Raw genomic sequence first — 17248 nt, 5'->3', positions numbered from 1 at the left:
AACTTCTAAAATAGCTTCATTATTTTGTGTTGGTATAATCGTTGTCTTAAAATGATTTAATGACTTGGCTTTTTTTAATCAATTGTAAACAGTAAAGTAGCTTATACCAAAAATATGACCTGTGGAGCGAAGGCTATTTCGCTCTTCATAGGTTCTTGATAGAGCATCAAGGTCAATATTTTTAGTCTTTTTTACAGAAAATAGAACCCGACAGCAACCGCAGTCTTTACATTTGTAAGTTTGTGAACCTAATTTATTTTTACCGTTTAAGACGATATTATCACTCGAACAACACTTGCATTTATGAATGGTAGTAATGATGGTTTCAATTTTTTTTCGTGAATCTCAAAAATTCAAATCAGTTATTAAATAACATTACCGAAATTAATTATCAAGGAATGTTTAGGTAAAATAGATAAGTATCAAAAACATTAATCATTTCCAGTACTTCAACGAAATAGTTGGTTGATTGTCTGAAGAGTTATTTTTCATAAAAAAGTCTGCAAACGCATAGCCATAAACTGTGTATTTGCAGACTTTTTTTAAGGCTATCTCAAGATTTATGTAAAAATACCACATGCACAAATTGTACAATACTTCACGGTAGTTTAAAGATAAAATTGTATAATACATTGAGAAAATGGTACAAATATGTACTTTTAGCTATTATTACCTTTGTAAACAGTAAAATCTATTCCTAAAAGTTAACATAAAATAGAAAAGCAATCTTATTAATCTCAGCCGTCAACTTACCTTTTATATGAAAAAAATTGTATTCATTCTTTGCTGTTTGTTTTCTTTCAAAACAATCGCTCAAGATTTGCAAATCAGTCATTTGCGTTGTGAATATCGCTTGAATCCGCTTGGCGTTCAAACGAATACTCCAAACTTAAGTTGGCAGATTCAATCTTCGCAAAGAAATGTTTTACAAAGTGCTTATCAAATTTTAGTGGCTGATAGTCCAGAAGCGTTGGCAAAAAACCAAGGTAATGTTTGGAATTCAGGCAAAATATTATCCGATAATTCTATCCAAGTAAAGTATGAAGGAAAGTATTTGTTAGCCACCAAAACCTATTTTTGGAAAGTAAAAATCTGGGATAATCATCAACACACAACAGCTTGGAGTAAAGTAAATAGCTGGCAAATGGGCTTATTGAGCAAAGCCGATTGGAAAGGTGCGAATTGGATTACTTATGAAAAATTAGCTGATACTTTGGTCAATACTTTACCGACGGATGGCAAAAAGGACAAAGTACAAGGCAATAATATTTTACCCATTTTCAGAAAAAGCTTTAAAACTTCAAAAACAGTAAAAAAGGCGACGATGTTTATTGCAGGTTTAGGACATTTTGAAATGAGTTTAAACGGTAAAAAAGTAGGCGACCATTTTTTAGATGCTGGCTGGACGAAATACGATAAACAAGCACAATACGTAACTTTTGATTTGACAAAGCAAATTCAAAAAGGAGATAATGTGGTAGGCGTGATGTTGGGAAATGGCTTTTATTATATTCCACCTGTAAAAGAACGTTACAGAAAGTTGAAAGTGACTTTTGGTTATCCAAAAATGATTTGCCGATTAGCTTTAGAATATTCAGATGGTTCTAAAGCTACGATTTTAAGTGATAATTCTTGGAAAATGTCACCAAGTCCAATTACTTTTTCAAGTATTTATGGAGGTGAAAATTATAATGCCAATTTAGAGCAAAAAGGATGGGATACGCCCACCTTCAATGACCAATCGTGGAAACCAGCCATGATTGTGGATGGTGATATTGAGCTTGTAGCCCAAACGCAAGACCCCATAAAAGTCTTCGATAATTTTTCGGCAAAAAGTATTAATAAGCTTACTTATGGCAATTGGGTTTATGATTTAGGACAAAATGCTTCGGGCATTATTCAATTGAAAGTAAAAGGAAAAATGGGCGACACCGTGCGTGTTATTCCTGCCGAATTGTTGAAAGCAGACGGTTCTACCAATCAAAAAGCTTCTGGAAGTCCCTATTATTTTGAATATATTCTGAAAGGAGATGGCATTGAAACTTGGCAACCAAGATTTTCATATTATGGTTTCAGGTATTTAGAAGTAAAAGGTGCTGTGCCACAAGGCGAAGAAAATTCACTGAATAAAGCCACTTTACTTGATTTAAAAGGTTTACATATCCGCAATGCAGCAGAAACCGCTGGCGATTTTAGCAGTTCCAATGAATTGTTCAACAAAACCAAAGAGTTGATTGATTGGGGCATCAAGAGTAATATGGTTTCTGTTTTTACAGATTGCCCGCATCGTGAAAAATTGGGTTGGTTAGAAGAGCTTCATTTAATGGGAAGTTCGGTGAGATACAATTATCAAGCTCAAAATTTATTCAAAAAAGGTATTCAGGATATGAAGTATTCGCAAACTGCCGAAGGACTCATTCCAGAAATTGCTCCAGAATATGTAAAATTTGAATGGGGAGGCGATATGTTTAGAGATTCTCCCGAATGGGGAAGTAGCGGAATCATCGTGCCTTGGTATTTATACGAATGGTATGGCGAAAAAAGAGAACTGGAAGAAAGTTATCCAATGATGAAACGCTATGTGGATTATATGATTACAAAAGGTAAAAATAACATTCTATCACAAGGTTTAGGCGATTGGTACGACCTTGGACCAAAACCACCAGGTGTTTCGCAATTAACGCCAATGGGCGTAACAGGTACGGCAATTTTCTATTATGATTTAACCATTATGGAAAAAATCGCCAATATTTTAGGCAAGAAGGAAGATGCAAAGCAGTTCAAGACTTTATCTAGTGAAGTAAAAAATGCTTTCAATAAAACCTTTTTCAATCCAGAAACCAAACAATATGCTACTGGTAGCCAGACCGCCAATGCGATGGCTGTTTACATGAAATTGGTTGAACCTGAATATAAGGAAGTTGTCATTGAAAACTTAATTCAAGAAATAAAAGGAAGAAATAATAGCCTAACCGCTGGCGATATTGGCTATCGTTATGTGCTAAGAGTATTAGAAGATGCTGGTCGTTCGGATGTGATTTTTGACATGAACAATCGCTCAGATGTGCCGGGTTATGGTTATCAATTAGCCAAAGGTGCTACGGCACTGACGGAATCTTGGCAAGCACTTCCAACGGTTTCAAACAATCATTTTATGTTGGGGCATTTAATGGAATGGTTTTATGGGGGCGTTTTAGGCATTAAACAGCCTGAACATTCACAGGCTTTTAAACAGATTGAAATCAAACCACAAGTAGTGGGCGACCTTACTTTTGCCAAAGGTTACTATGATTCACCTTTTGGGAAAATTCAATCGGAATGGAAAAAGAACGCAAATACTTTTGAATTAGAAGTAAGTATTCCAGTCAATACTTCTGCCAAAATTTATTTGCCTTCAAAAGCGAATGATAGTATTAAAGAACTTATTGCCAATAAAAATATTAAACCACTAAAAGTTGAAAATGGTAAATCAATCGTGGCAATCGGTTCAGGAAATTATCATTTTATGGTCGAAAATTAAGCATTCATCTCATGAAAATCTTTTATATATTATTATTGATTACCATTTCAATTGATGGTTTTGCTCAACAGAAAAGTAGAGAAATCATCAATTTCAATAAATCTTGGAAGTTTTCATTTGAAAATAGTGAAAAGGCAATTACGAATCAGTTCAATGATGCGAATTGGCAAGTACTGAATCTTCCGCACGATTGGAGCATTGAAGGGCAATTTAGCGAACAACATTTATCAACGACACAAGGTGGAGCTTTGCCCACTGGTTTGGCATGGTACAGAAAAAGTTTTTCATCACCAGCGACTGCTCAAAATAAAGTAGTTTGGATAGAATTTGATGGCGTATATCGTAATAGCGAAGTTTGGATTAATGGACATTATTTAGGAAAACGCCCAAGTGGTTATACTTCTTTCCGTTATGAATTATCGAAATTTTTAAAATTTGGGAAAGAAAAAAATGTCATTGCCGTAAAAGTTGATAATTCAGAACAACCAAATTCTCGTTGGTACACAGGTTCTGGAATTTATAGAAATGTACGTTTGCTTATTACTTCAAAAATTGCCATCGACCAATGGGGCGTTTTTGCGACCACACCCCAATTAAGTGAAGAAGAAGCTGAAATAAAGGTTGAAGTAAATTTGTTAAATCGTACAAAAAGAAATCAAGTTGTTGATATTCAAAACATTATTGTCGATTCGGAAGGAAAGGTAATCGTTAGCGAATTGACTAAAAACCTATCTTTAAAAGATAGCACTGGAAAGTATTTTCAACTGTTGAAAATCAAAAAACCTCAATTGTGGTCGATTGAGAAACCATATTTATACAAAGTAATTACCAAAGTTTTTCAGCAGAATCAAGAAGTAGATGTTTATGAAAGTACGCTAGGAATTCGTTTTTTCAATTTTGAAACAGAAAAGGGTTTTTCATTGAATGGAAAACCAATCAAAATTCAAGGCGTTTGTATGCACCACGATTTAGGTGCTTTGGGTGCTGCTGTGAATGTACGAGCGATGGAACGACAGCTAGAGATTTTAAAAGCGATGGGCTGTAATGGCATCCGCACAGCTCATAATCCTCCTGCGCCAGAATTTCTAGATTTATGTGATAAAATGGGCTTTATCGTCATGGACGAGGCTTTTGATATGTGGAAAAAAAGAAAATCTAAAAAAGATTACTCTTCAGATTGGACAGCTTGGCATCAAAAAGATTTGGAAGATTTTATCAGAAGAGACCGAAATCATCCTTCGATTTTTATGTGGAGTATCGGAAATGAAATCAGAGAACAATTTGACAGTACTGGTATTCCTATTACCAAAGAGCTTGCTCAAATCGTCAAGAAATTAGATAATACTCGTTTGGTTACGTCTGCCTTAACCGAAAATGTTCCTGATAAAAATTTCATTTTTCAGTCGGGAGCCTTGGATTTACTTGGCTTTAATTATAAACATGAAGGCTACACCGATTTCCTCAAAAATTTCCCCAATCAAAAATTTATTGCTTCTGAAACTGCTTCGGCTTTGGAGTCTAGAGGACATTATGAAATGCCTCAAGAAAATATTCAATTTTCATCAAGAGATATAAAAACACAAACCAGAAATGCCGATTGGACGACCTCAGCTTATGATAAGGTAGCCGCTTATTGGGGAACGACGCACGAAGAAGCTTGGAAAGCAGTAAAAAATGCACCTTACATTGCAGGTACTTATGTCTGGACGGGTTTTGATTATTTAGGCGAGCCACATCCATATCCTTGGCCAGCACGCAGTTCCTATTTTGGCATTGTAGATTTAGCGGGCTTCCCGAAAGATGTTTATTATATGTATCAAAGTGAGTGGACTGAAAAACCTGTTCTTCATTTATTGCCACATTGGAATTGGGAAAAAGGCAAAACGGTAGAAGTTTGGGCATATTATTCGCAAGCGGATGAAGTAGAACTGTTTTTAAATGATAAATCTTTAGGCATTCGAAAAAAAGGCGTCAATGATTTTCATGTAAAATGGTCAGTCAATTACGAAGCAGGTACTTTAAAAGCTGTTTCAAGAAAAAATGGAAAAATCGTATTGACAGAAGAAGTAAAAACGGCTGGTAAAGCCTTTAAAATAAAATTATCAGCTGACCGCCAAAGTATCAAAGCCAATGGTGAAGATTTATCTTTTATCAAAGTAAGTATTGTTGATGAAAATGGAAATGTAGTGCCAGAAGCTAATCATTTAGTGAATTTTAGTTTAGAAGGAGTAGGTTCAATAGCGGGCGTGGATAATGGTTATCAAGCAAGTTTAGAACCCTTTAAAGCAAATTATCGAAGAGCATTCAATGGACTTTGTCTGGCGATTGTTCAGGCTTCTGAAAAAGTAGGAAAGATTACGCTGAAAGCCAGTGCAGAAGGTTTACAGTCGGACACGATTATGATAGAAACTACAAAATGAGCAAAGAGAATTTTCAAATTAATAGATGGGAAGCCCTTTTCAGAAGGCTTTTTGTCCTGATTTTTACGTTTTTTATTGTCAATAAAAACCTTTCTTTAGCACAAACTAAAACAGGTTTAAGTACCATTATTCCCCAAACTGAAGCGAGTATTAAAGATTCAAAACCATGGGTATTTTGGTATTGGATGCAAGCAGCTGTTTCTAAAGAAGGCATTACGGCAGATTTGGAAGCCATGAAAAAAGCAGGCATCGGTGGTGCTTACTTAATGCCGATAAAAGGAGCGACGAATCCGCCAATTTTTACGCCTGTGGTTGAACAACTTAGTCCGCTTTGGTGGGAAATGGTGAAACACGCAATGAGCGAAGCCGCTCGACTAAACCTAGAAATGGGCATGCACGTAAGTGATGGTTTTGCGTTGGCGGGTGGACCTTGGATTACGCCAGCACTTTCCATGCAAAAAGTTGTTTCATCTAAACTAAATATCAAAGGAAATCAACACGTTGATATTCAATTGCCTCAGCCTGAAAAGAATGAAAATTTTTATCAAGATATTGCCGTTTATGCTTTCCCTTCTTTGACAGGAACAGGGCAATCTACCAAAACGATTGTTCCAGTAGTGACTTCCAACAAAGCCAATGTAAACCCACAGTTTTTGGTAAAAGAAGGCAATAAAGAAGGTTTTAAAAGTGATGAACCTTGCTGGATTCAGTACGCTTTTGAAAAGCCATTTACTTGCAGAACGGTCGTTGTAAAAACGGGAGGAAACAATTATCAAGCTCAACGTTTATTGATTGAAGTAAGTGATGATGGCAAAAACTATCGTTCAATTGGCAGGTTATCACCTCCAAGACATGGCTGGCAAGACACAGATGCCGACATCACACACGCTATTGCTCCAACTACCGCCAAGTATTTTCGATTTGTGTATGATAAAACTGGAACAGAACCGGGTGCAGAAGATTTAGATGCAGCTAAATGGAAACCAAGTTTTAAAACCATTGGTATAGAACTGTCGGCTGAACCTGTTATTCATCAATTTGAAGGAAAGTCGGCTCAAGTTTGGCGAATCAGTAAGGCTTCAACAACCGAGCAATTGGCAGATAGCATTTGTGTTCCTCAACAAAAAATTATTAATATTTCGGACAAAGTGAGGGCTGATGGTCGATTGACTTGGGATGTTCCAGCGGGTTCATGGACAATTCTTAGAATCGGACATACTTCTACGGGGCATACTAATGCAACTGGTGGTGCTGGAAAAGGACTGGAGTGTGATAAATTTAATCCCGAAGCCATTAAATTACAATTCGATAAATGGTTTGGCGAAGCTCAACGTCAGCTTGGTTCAGATCTGAGTAAAAAATCGTTAAAGGTCTTTCATGTGGATAGTTGGGAATGTGGAAGTCAGAATTGGTCGCCAGTTTTCAGAGAAGAGTTTAGGAAAAGAAGAGGCTATGATTTGTTGCCTTATTTACCAATCGTTGCAGGAATTCCTGTTGAAAATGCGGAGTTTTCAGAGAAATTTTTATACGATTTTCGTCAAACAGTTTCAGAATTAGTTGTCGATACTTTTTATATAACCTTATCCGATTTAGCGAAAGTAAATGGCGTAAAATTCACGGCTGAAAGTGTAGCACCAACCATGACGAGTGATGGATTAGCACATTATAAATTAGTCGATGTGCCAATGGGAGAATTTTGGTTGAATAGCCCGACGCATGACAAACCAAATGATATGTTGGATGCTATTTCGGCAGGACATATTTATGGAAAATCCATCATTCAAGCAGAAGCATTTACTACTTTACGAATGGCTTGGAACGAACACCCAGCCATGTTGAAAACGCTTCAAGACCGAAATTATGCTTTGGGAATCAATAAATTAGTGTATCATGTTTTCATGCACAATCCTTGGTTAGACAGAAAACCTGGAATGACTTTAGACGGTGTAGGCTTATATTTTCAACGAGACCAAACTTGGTGGAAAGCTGGAAAAGCTTGGGTTGATTACGCACAACGTTGCCAGTCTTTATTACAAAAAGGCTTTCCTGTAACAGATTTAGCCGTTTTTATTGGAGATGAAATTCCAAGACGTTCAGTTTTGCCAGATAGATTAGTACCAACTTTAACGGGGCTTTTTGGAAAAGAAGTAGTGGAGCAAGAAGTAAAACGATTGAAAAACGAAGGACAGCCTTTAAGACAAATTCCTACAAGTGTAACACATTCAGCCAATATGGCTGATCCAGAAAATTGGGTAAATGCTTTACGTGGTTATGCTTATGATTCTTTCAATCCCGATGCTTTATTGAATACCGCCAAAGTAAAAAATGGGAAAGTGATTTTTAGCGATGGTAGCAGTTACAGTGCCTTAATTTTAACCAAAAAACATGCAATGACTCCCAATGCCAATACAATGTCGGCACAAACGGCTGAAAAATTACTGGCATTAGTGAAAGATGGTGCAACACTGATTATTGGCGACAAACCAGAATTTGAAGAAGGAACAAAAAGTAGTAAAGCACTTGAAAACTTTGCGAAACAATGTTGGGAAGGAAATTTTGAAGTAATGATGGATGGTGCTGACAAAATTTTCTATAAAAATGTTGGTAAGGGGAAAGTAGTAAAAAGTCCTTTTGAAGCCAGTACTTTGGCGAAATTGGGCATTGAACAAGATGTGATTGTGAAAGATGAACAAGGAAATTATGCCAAAGGAATTGCTTGGACACACAGAAAAGCACCAGATTTAGCATTGTACTTTCTTGCTAATCAGCAAAACACGGAAAGAGTATTGCATTTTTCTTTAAGAGCCAATGGGAAAAGTATTCAATTGTACGATGCGGTGAGCGATAAAACCTTTTCGCCAACATCATGGAAAGTTGAAAATGGGAGAACGGTTTTAACATTGAAATTAGAAGCCAATGCTTCTGTTTTTGTGATTTTTAAAGACAACTTTTCAAAAGTTATCAAAGCTAAAGTAAATACCGACAAAGCAAAAAACTGGCAAGAATTTAAAACCATCCAAACGTTAGATAAAGCTTGGAAAGTAGATTTTGAACATTCAAAGACGAATCAAAAAGTTACAAAAATTTTTGAAAAGCTAAGCGATTGGTCATTAAATACAGAGTCTTTGATTCGCTACTATGCAGGTACGGCTAATTATCACCAAAGTTTTGAAGTACGTACTTTACCCAAGAAAAATCAAGAAGTTTGGTTGGATTTAGGTAAAGTAGCCAATCTTGCCGAAGTAAAAGTAAATGGAATTACTTGCGGAATTGTCTGGACAGCACCTTACCGAGTGGACATCAGCAAAGCATTAAAATTGGGTAAAAACGGACTTAGCATAGAAGTGACCAATACTTGGGCAAATCGTTTAATTGGCGATATGCTTTTACCAGAAAATCAAAGGACAACAAAAACAACTGCTCCGATGAAATATTTAGACACAAAAACTCTATACGAATCAGGCTTAATTGGTCCAGTAAAGCTTTTACAAAGTGAAGAAAATTGAGTCTTTACAAATTATGTGCGTCAGCAATTTTAGAAATTCCGCTGTTTGAGCGAAGCGAGTCGGTTCGCCGATGCGATTCGGAATTTCTTGATTTTCTTTTGCGGCCGCCGCTGCGGTTACTTTTCTTGTATCAAGACAAGAAAAGTAAGGTCTTGCAAAAGAATGTTCTCCTTTTTTGACTTAAACATATTTTTCTAATTAAGCAATATATTACTTTCCTTATTCCCTCTATTAACCATAATTCAATAACGTTCATTTTTCTTTTTACTCATTTTAACCAGAAAATGAGTAAAGCCTCTCAATGCAAATATCCTACAATATCTTGTGAAAATGTTATATATAATACAGGTATATTACTATTAATTTTGGTTTTTTATCAAAACCCTTTTAATATGTACGCTATCAAAAAATATGCAGTTTTTTCGGCGAAAGCTAAACTTGCAAAACCTATTTCAGACGCTACACATACCCTGACGGAAATCTCTTTTTTAGTACTAAGAATCGAAACCACTCATGGAATCATTGGAGAATCCTATCTGCTGAGCTTTCAATACAGTCCACGAGCCATTGCAGGTGCTTTGAAAGATGTGGGTGAAATGCTGATTGGCGAACAAGTTTTTGATACGGTAAAAGTTTTTGAAAAGCTTAATCATGCCAACGAGTATTTTGGCTTGGAAGGCATAAATCGTTGGGCACAAGCTGCTTATAATATTGCGATGTGGGATGCTTGGTGCAAAATTTTGAACCAGCCGATTTGGAAAGTTTTGGGTTCCTCGAGAACCGAAGTGCCTATTTATGGAAGTGGTGGTTGGATTTCGTACAGTACCGAAGAATTGATTGACGAAGTAAGTAATTATAAAGCTAGAGGTTTCAAAGCGGTAAAAATAAAAGTAGGTAAACCCGATTGGCAAGAAGATTTAGAACGCCTAAAATTAGTACGTGAAGCCGTAGGGAACGACATCAATATCATGATGGATGCCAACCAAGGAATGAATGTGCCGAATGCCTTGGCTTTGGCAAGAGCCGCCAGAGCATTGAATATCCAATGGTTTGAAGAGCCAATCGACCATACAGATTTTGAAGGTTATCAATTATTAAGAACGCAAGCGGGAATTTCTTTGGCAATGGGCGAAAGAGAATACTCCACTTTACCCTTGAGAGAATTATTACAAAGAAACGCCATCGATATTTGGCAGCCCGATATTTTACGTTTGGGTGGTGTAGAAGCTTGGCGAAATAGTGCCGCTTTGGCTGGAAGTTTCAACATTCCAGTGTTGCCACATTATTATAAAGATTATGATATTCCATTGCTTTGCACGATTTCAAATGGAGTAGGAGCGGAGTCATTCGATTGGATTGACCCACTGATTGACCATCCTTTACAAATTCAGAATGGTATGGCAAAACCACACGACCGTGCAGGTTGGGGCTTTTCATTCAAAGATGAATGTCTGACAGCGATTTAATTTTCAGTCATTCACACACAAGTTTTTAGCATTTATACAATGAAGAAATTAAAGTATTTATTATTTTTCACAAGTCTGATTCCGTTCGGAATAAAGGCTCAGTTGGTCGATAAAACGCCCGCTGCTGTTCCGAATGCACCAAGTATTTATCAGACAGAACCTTATGAAGACCCAACCGTCAGCGGAATCAACCGTGATGCTTCCAGAGCTACTGCTTATTCTTTTGATAATGTACAAAGTGCTTTGCAAGGGAATCGTGAAAAATCGAATCGTTATCTTTCTTTAAATGGCGAATGGGATTTTAGTTTTGCTCTAAAACCTGCCGATGCACCAAAAGATTTTTATAAAAGTAAAGTAACAGGATGGAAGAAAATTCCTGTACCTGCTAACTGGGAAATGCAAGGGTATGATAAACCGATTTATAAAAGTGCAGTTTATCCGTTCAGGCCCGTAAATCCTCCTTTTGTTCCTAAAGATTATAATGGCGTGGGCTGTTATCAGCGTTCATTTTCTGTGCCAGCTAATTGGAAAGAAAGTAACGTTACTTTACATTTTGGAGGAGTAAGTTCGGCTTATAAAGTTTGGTTGAATGGAAAATTTGTGGGTTATGCCGAAGATAGTTTTCTTTCTTCTGAATTCAACATTACTCCTTATTTACAAGAAGGAGAAAATGTTTTATCGGTTTGGGTGATTCGTTGGAGTGATGGTTCATTTCTGGAAGACCAAGACCAATGGCGTTTAAGTGGTATTCATCGAGAAGTATTTCTTCATGCAGAACCGAAATTGAGAATTGCGGATTTCTTCTATCAAACCAAATTGGATAAAGATTACAAAGATGCCTTGTTGAGTATTCGTCCAAGAATGGAGAATTTAACAGGGAAAGAAGTTGTCGGTTATCAGCTAAAAGCACAACTATTTGATAAAAATAATCAGCCGGTTTTGGAAAAACCACTAGAAAAAAGTGTAGAATCAATCATCAACGAAATCTATCCACGATTAGATAATACCAAGTTTGGCTTATTAGAAATTCAGGTAAAAAATCCTGAAAAATGGAGCGATGAAATTCCAAATCTATACACTTTGGTACTTTCTTTGGAAGATAGTGTCGGTAATTTGTTGGAAGCTAAAAGCTGTAAATTAGGATTTCGTTCCATTGAATTTTCCAAAGAAAACAGTAAACTCTTAATCAACGGTAAAGTAACGTATTTATATGGCGTTAATCGCCCAGACCATCATCCAACTAAAGGGAAAGCTCTTTCTCGGGAAGATATTCTGCAAGATATTCTTACAATAAAACGCTTTAATTTTAATTGTATTCGCACCAGCCATTATCCAAGTGATCCATATTTATATGATTTATGCGATGAATTTGGCATTTTGGTGATTGATGAAGCCAATCTTGAAACGCACGGTTTAGGTTCTAAACTAAGTAATGATGCCGCTTGGACGGGTGCCTATTTGGAGCGAAGTAACCGAATGGCTTTGCGAGATAAAAATCATCCTTCTATTATTTTTTGGAGTTTGGGCAATGAAGCTGGTCGTGGGCCAAACCATGCGGCAATGGCGGCTTGGATTCATGATTTTGATATTACTCGTCCTGTTCATTACGAACCAGCGATGGGAAGTCCGAACATGGAAGGCTACATGGACAATAAAGACCCGAAATATTTAAAACCAAACGACCATTCGCATCGTATTCAAAATCCGTTAGATCAATATTATGTGGATATTGTCAGCAGAATGTATCCTGCCATGTACACACCTGAATTATTGGCAAATCAGCCAAATGGCGATAACAGACCTATTTTCTTTTGTGAATATGCCCATGCGATGGGAAACAGTGCAGGAAATTTGAAAGAATTTTGGGATTTATTCCGAAAAACAAAAAGAGTAATTGGAGGCTGTATTTGGGAATTTAAAGACCAAGGTTTATTGAAAAAAGATACAGAATCAGCCAAAGATTTCTATGCTTATGGTGGAGATTTTGGCGAAAAATACTTTGATAATTTCACGATAAAAGGAGTAGTCGCTTCTGATGGCAGAGCCAAAGCTGCGATGTACGAATGCAAAAGAGTATTTCAAGGCATAGAAAGTACTTTAGAAAATGCTGAAACGGCAACGATTAGAATTTCAAATCGTCATGCCACCAAATCTTTGGGCGACTATACCATTTTTATAAAGATTTTGGAAGATGGAAAAGTAATTTCCAGCAAAGAATTGCCCAAAATGAACTTGCAAGCAGGAAAAGATACGCTCTTTAGTTTAGTACCTTATTTGCCAAAATTCAAGGTAAATACAGAGTTTTTGGCTGAATTGCATGTAGTACTTTCAAAAAATGAAGCTTGGGCTGAAAAAGGTTTTGAAGTAGCATCTAATCAATTTGCTTTGACGGGATTTTCTCAAAATGAGTCATTCAACAAAACATTTCCAGCTTTAGCGTTGTCGGAAGAAAGTACTGTTTTTGCCATTAAAGGAAAGGGTTTTCAAATCAAGATTAATCAATCAAATGGGGCTTTAAGTTCATATCTTTTTAAAGGGAAAGAACAAATTTTTAGTCCACTATTGCCAAAATTTAGTCGCCCGCTAACAGACAACGACCGTCGTGGTTGGAAAGCACAGCGAAAATTAAAGCAGTGGTATAATGTTGATTTAAAACTGAAAAGTTGTGTCGCCAAAACAATTTCAAAAGGAATTATTCAAATCAGTACAAATTACTCTTTGGTGAATGATAGTGCTATTGTACAAGTAAATTATAGCATCAATGGCGATGGCGTTATTAAAGTTCATTACAATTTTAAGCCATCTTTTACTTTGCCTAATATGCCAAAAGTAGGAATGCAATGTGGTATTGAAAGAACTTTTGACAACATTACTTGGTACGGAAAAGGCGAATTAGAAAATTATGTTGACCGTGCTTACGGTTTTGATATAGGGATTTATCAGCAAAATATTCAAGATTTTATGGAGCCTTATGTCGTTCCGCAAGAAAATGGAAACAGAACAGATGTACGTTGGATGTACTTGTCGAATAAAAAACAAGAAGGCTTATTGGTGATGGCAGATAGTTTGCTGAGCATGAGTGCCAGACCTTATACCGACCAAAATATTGAAACGGCTAAACATACTTATAAACTAAGAGATGCTGGTTTTATCAATCTCAATATTGATTTAAGACAAATGGGAGTGGGCGGAAATGATAGTTGGAGCGATGTAGCTGCACCTTTAGAACAATACCAAATCAAAGCCCAACCGTATCAATACAGCTTTTACATTTCGCCATATATTGCTGGAAAAGAGTCGATTAGTGCCAAAGTAAAAGCACTCAAGTTTTAAAAAGATAGTCTCAAAGTTGAAGAAAAATATGAAAACATTCATGAAACAAATAGGAGTATTTTGTTTGCTAATACTTTCTCTGAATCATTCGCAAGCCCAAAATAAAGGCTTGGTTAATACCTCAAAAAGTCCAAATGCCAAATTACAAAGCATAGATTTTGGTGATGTAACCTGGACTTCTGGCTTTTGGGCAGACCGCTTTTCTGTCTGTCGTTCTTCGATGGTTCCTACTATATGGAAAAACTATACGGATGCAAATTTGAGTCATTCTTTTAAAAATTTCGAGATTGCTGCTGGCTTAGAGAATGGTGCTTTCAAAGGCCCTTCTTTTCATGATGGCGATTTTTATAAAACCTTGGAAGCCGTAGCAAGTATGTACGCTTCTACGAAAGATAAAAAATTGGATGAATTGATGGATCATGCTATCGAAGTAATTGGCAAAGCCCAAAAGCCAGATGGTTATATTTATACAAAGGCAATTATCCAACAAAAGAAAACAGGTGAACAAAAGATGTTTGATGATAAGCTAAGTTTTGAAGCTTATAATTTCGGACATTTAATGACGGCCGCCTGCGTACATTATAGAGTAACAGGCAAAACTTCGTTACTGAATATTGCCAAAAAAGCGACTGATTTTCTGATTGAATTTTACAATAATGCAAGTCCAGAGCAAGCAAGAAATGCCATTTGTCCATCGCATTACATGGGTATTATTGAAATGTACAGAACTACTTCCGAACCGAAATATTTGGCTTTAGCAAAGCGACTTATTAATATTCGTGGGCTTTCAGAAGGAACAGATGATAATTCAGACAGAGTACCGTTCCGCCAAATGAAAAAAGTAGTTGGTCATGCCGTGCGAGCGAATTACTTGTTTGCAGGTGCAGCCGATATTTTTGCAGAAACAGGCGACAGTACTTTATTATCAACCTTAGATTTAATGTGGGACGATGTCATTAATCATAAAATGTACATTACTGGTGGTTGTGGGGCTTTATACGATGGTGTTTCGCCAGAAGGTACTTCTTACAAACCTGATACCGTTCAAAAAGTGCATCAATCTTACGGAAAATCGTATCAATTACCCAATCATTCTGCTCATAACGAAACCTGTGCGAACATCGGAAATTTATTATGGAATTGGCGAATGCTACAAATTACGGGCGAAGCCAAGTATGCAGATGTAATGGAATTGGCTTTGTACAACAGTATTTTGTCGGGCATTAGTTTAGATGGCGATAAGTTTTTTTATACCAATCCTTTAAGTGCTTCTGATGATTATCCTTACCAATTACGTTGGATGGGTGGCAGGCAAAAATATATCAGTAAATCAAATTGCTGTCCACCAAATACGGTTAGAACCATCGCCCAAGTCAATACTTATGCCTACAGTGTTTCCGACAAAGGTTTATGGTTGAACTTGTACGGTGCCAATACGCTTTCTACTTCCTTGAAAGATGGTTCAAAAATCAGTTTGGTGCAAAAAACGAATTATCCTTGGGATGGTAACATCAGCATTGAATGGAAAGAAGTAGCTAAAAATCCTTTTTCAGTTTTTGTAAGAATTCCAGAATGGAGTAAAGGAGCTATTATCAAAATCAACGGAAAATTATTTACAGGAAAAATTGAAAAAGGCAATTATGTTGAATTAAATAGAAAATGGTCGCTTGCTGATAAAATCGAAATTGTATTGCCAATGACGGTGAAAATGATTGAAGCCAATCCATTAGCAGAGGAAATCAGAAACCAAATAGCCGTAAAAAGAGGCCCAATTGTATATTGTTTGGAATCGGTTGACAATGCCAACGTGAAATTAAATACACTCTCCATTTCACCAAAAAGCAAATGGAAAATCAGTAGTATGACGATTGAAAACAGTCCGATTACAGCCTTAGATGGCGAAGCAAAAATCGTTGACACAAGTACTTGGTCAAATAAATTATACAGAGAAGTATCAGCACAAACGCCCGTTTCAACGAAAGTACGATTAATTCCATATTATGCTTGGAGTAACCGTGGACACTCAGAAATGGAAGTATGGATTCCCATTAGTCGATAGACTTTGATGGAAAAAATAAAAGAATACTGCAATTTTTGTGAATAAGCAATATTACTTTTTGGAGTTTTACGGAACACAATTTACAAGAAAATAAAGTGTTAAGGATGAACAATTCAGATGATTTCAACACATTTCTGAATATAATCCTATTTTATATTTAATTATACAAATATATTTTTGGATAAAAGTATTATTATAAGAAAAAAACTTATAGTTTTGTGTCAATTAAACACATTTAAACTTTTCAATGTAAAACCCAACGTAGCATTTGTATGTATTTGCAGATGCTCTTTGTGTTTAAGCATCCGAGAATCATTTGAATATGAAAATTGTAACATTACATACAAGAGAGCAAGCTTCTGATAGCCTTTTATGGCTTAATTTCAAAAATGGTGATGGAGATGCACTGAGCGAATTGATGAGAAGATATTTTCGCTCTCTTTTGCAGTATGGTACAAAATTCACCAAGAATAAATCGTTGATTGAAGATACTATTCAGGATTTATTTTTAGAATTATTAGAACGCAAAGCCTATCTTTCTACGCCTGCTTCTGTAAAAAACTATTTGTTCAAAGCCCTTCGGAATAATTTAATCAGAGCCGTCAATAAAAGTAATTTATCGACAGATTTTCTTGAACAAGATGACGAGCAAATGATTGAGTTTGAAAACATCGAATTCATGCTTATGCAAGAAGATGATTTAAATGAACTACTTTCTAAATTTAATGAATACTTCAAATTACTGACCAAGCGTCAGAAAGAAGCCTTGTATTTGCGATATTATGAGAACCTCAGCCACGAGGAAATCTCTGTTATTATGGATATTAACAAGCAATCGGTTTCAAATCTTCTCCAACAAAGCATCGTTATTCTCAGAAATAACTGGTTAGCTTCAATATTTTTATTGAGTTTAATAGATTGATTATCAATATATTGAATTTTTG

At 36.2% G+C, this 17248-nt stretch carries 7 protein-coding genes; all 7 read left to right on the top strand.

What is annotated here, in order from left to right; genetic code table 11:
• Positions 1-760 precede the first annotated feature (760 nt).
• The 7 genes from HNP25_RS11790 (at position 761) to HNP25_RS11760 (ending at position 17226) form a co-directional block, all read left to right on the top strand.
• Positions 761-3520 (top strand): family 78 glycoside hydrolase catalytic domain, encoded by a 2760-nt coding sequence (locus HNP25_RS11790; RefSeq protein ID WP_184134372.1) that lies wholly within the window; start codon positions 761-763, stop codon positions 3518-3520.
• A gap of 11 nt (positions 3521-3531) precedes the next feature.
• On the top strand, positions 3532-5940 hold the full coding sequence (gene galB, locus HNP25_RS11785; RefSeq protein ID WP_184134371.1) for a beta-galactosidase GalB: 2409 nt from the start codon (positions 3532-3534) through the stop codon (positions 5938-5940).
• Positions 5937-9446 carry a glycosyl hydrolase gene (locus HNP25_RS11780; protein WP_184134370.1) on the top strand — a complete coding sequence of 1170 codons (3510 nt, stop codon included), beginning with the start codon at positions 5937-5939 and terminating at the stop codon, positions 9444-9446. The genes galB and HNP25_RS11780 overlap by 4 nt, the downstream gene beginning before the upstream one ends.
• 392 nt (positions 9447-9838) lie before the next feature.
• A complete protein-coding gene (locus HNP25_RS11775) occupies positions 9839-10912 on the top strand; it encodes a mandelate racemase/muconate lactonizing enzyme family protein (RefSeq protein WP_184134369.1) in 1074 nt (357 codons plus the stop codon).
• Positions 10913-10951: 39 nt separating this feature from the next.
• Entirely contained in the window at positions 10952-14245 is a 3294-nt protein-coding gene (locus HNP25_RS11770) for a glycoside hydrolase family 2 TIM barrel-domain containing protein (RefSeq protein ID WP_184134367.1), read from the top strand.
• A gap of 28 nt (positions 14246-14273) precedes the next feature.
• Positions 14274-16304, top strand: coding sequence for an aceric acid hydrolase (locus HNP25_RS11765; RefSeq protein ID WP_229202844.1), 2031 nt, complete (start codon positions 14274-14276; stop codon positions 16302-16304).
• 322 nt (positions 16305-16626) lie between these two features.
• Entirely contained in the window at positions 16627-17226 is a 600-nt protein-coding gene (locus HNP25_RS11760; RefSeq protein WP_184134366.1) for an RNA polymerase sigma factor, read from the top strand.
• The last annotated feature ends 22 nt before the right edge of the window (positions 17227-17248 follow it).

It is taken from the genome of Arcicella rosea, from assembly GCF_014204325.1.
Taxonomy (GTDB): Bacteria; Bacteroidota; Bacteroidia; order Cytophagales; family Spirosomataceae; genus Arcicella; species Arcicella rosea_A.
This window is presented reverse-complemented; position numbering and strand designations above follow the sequence as displayed.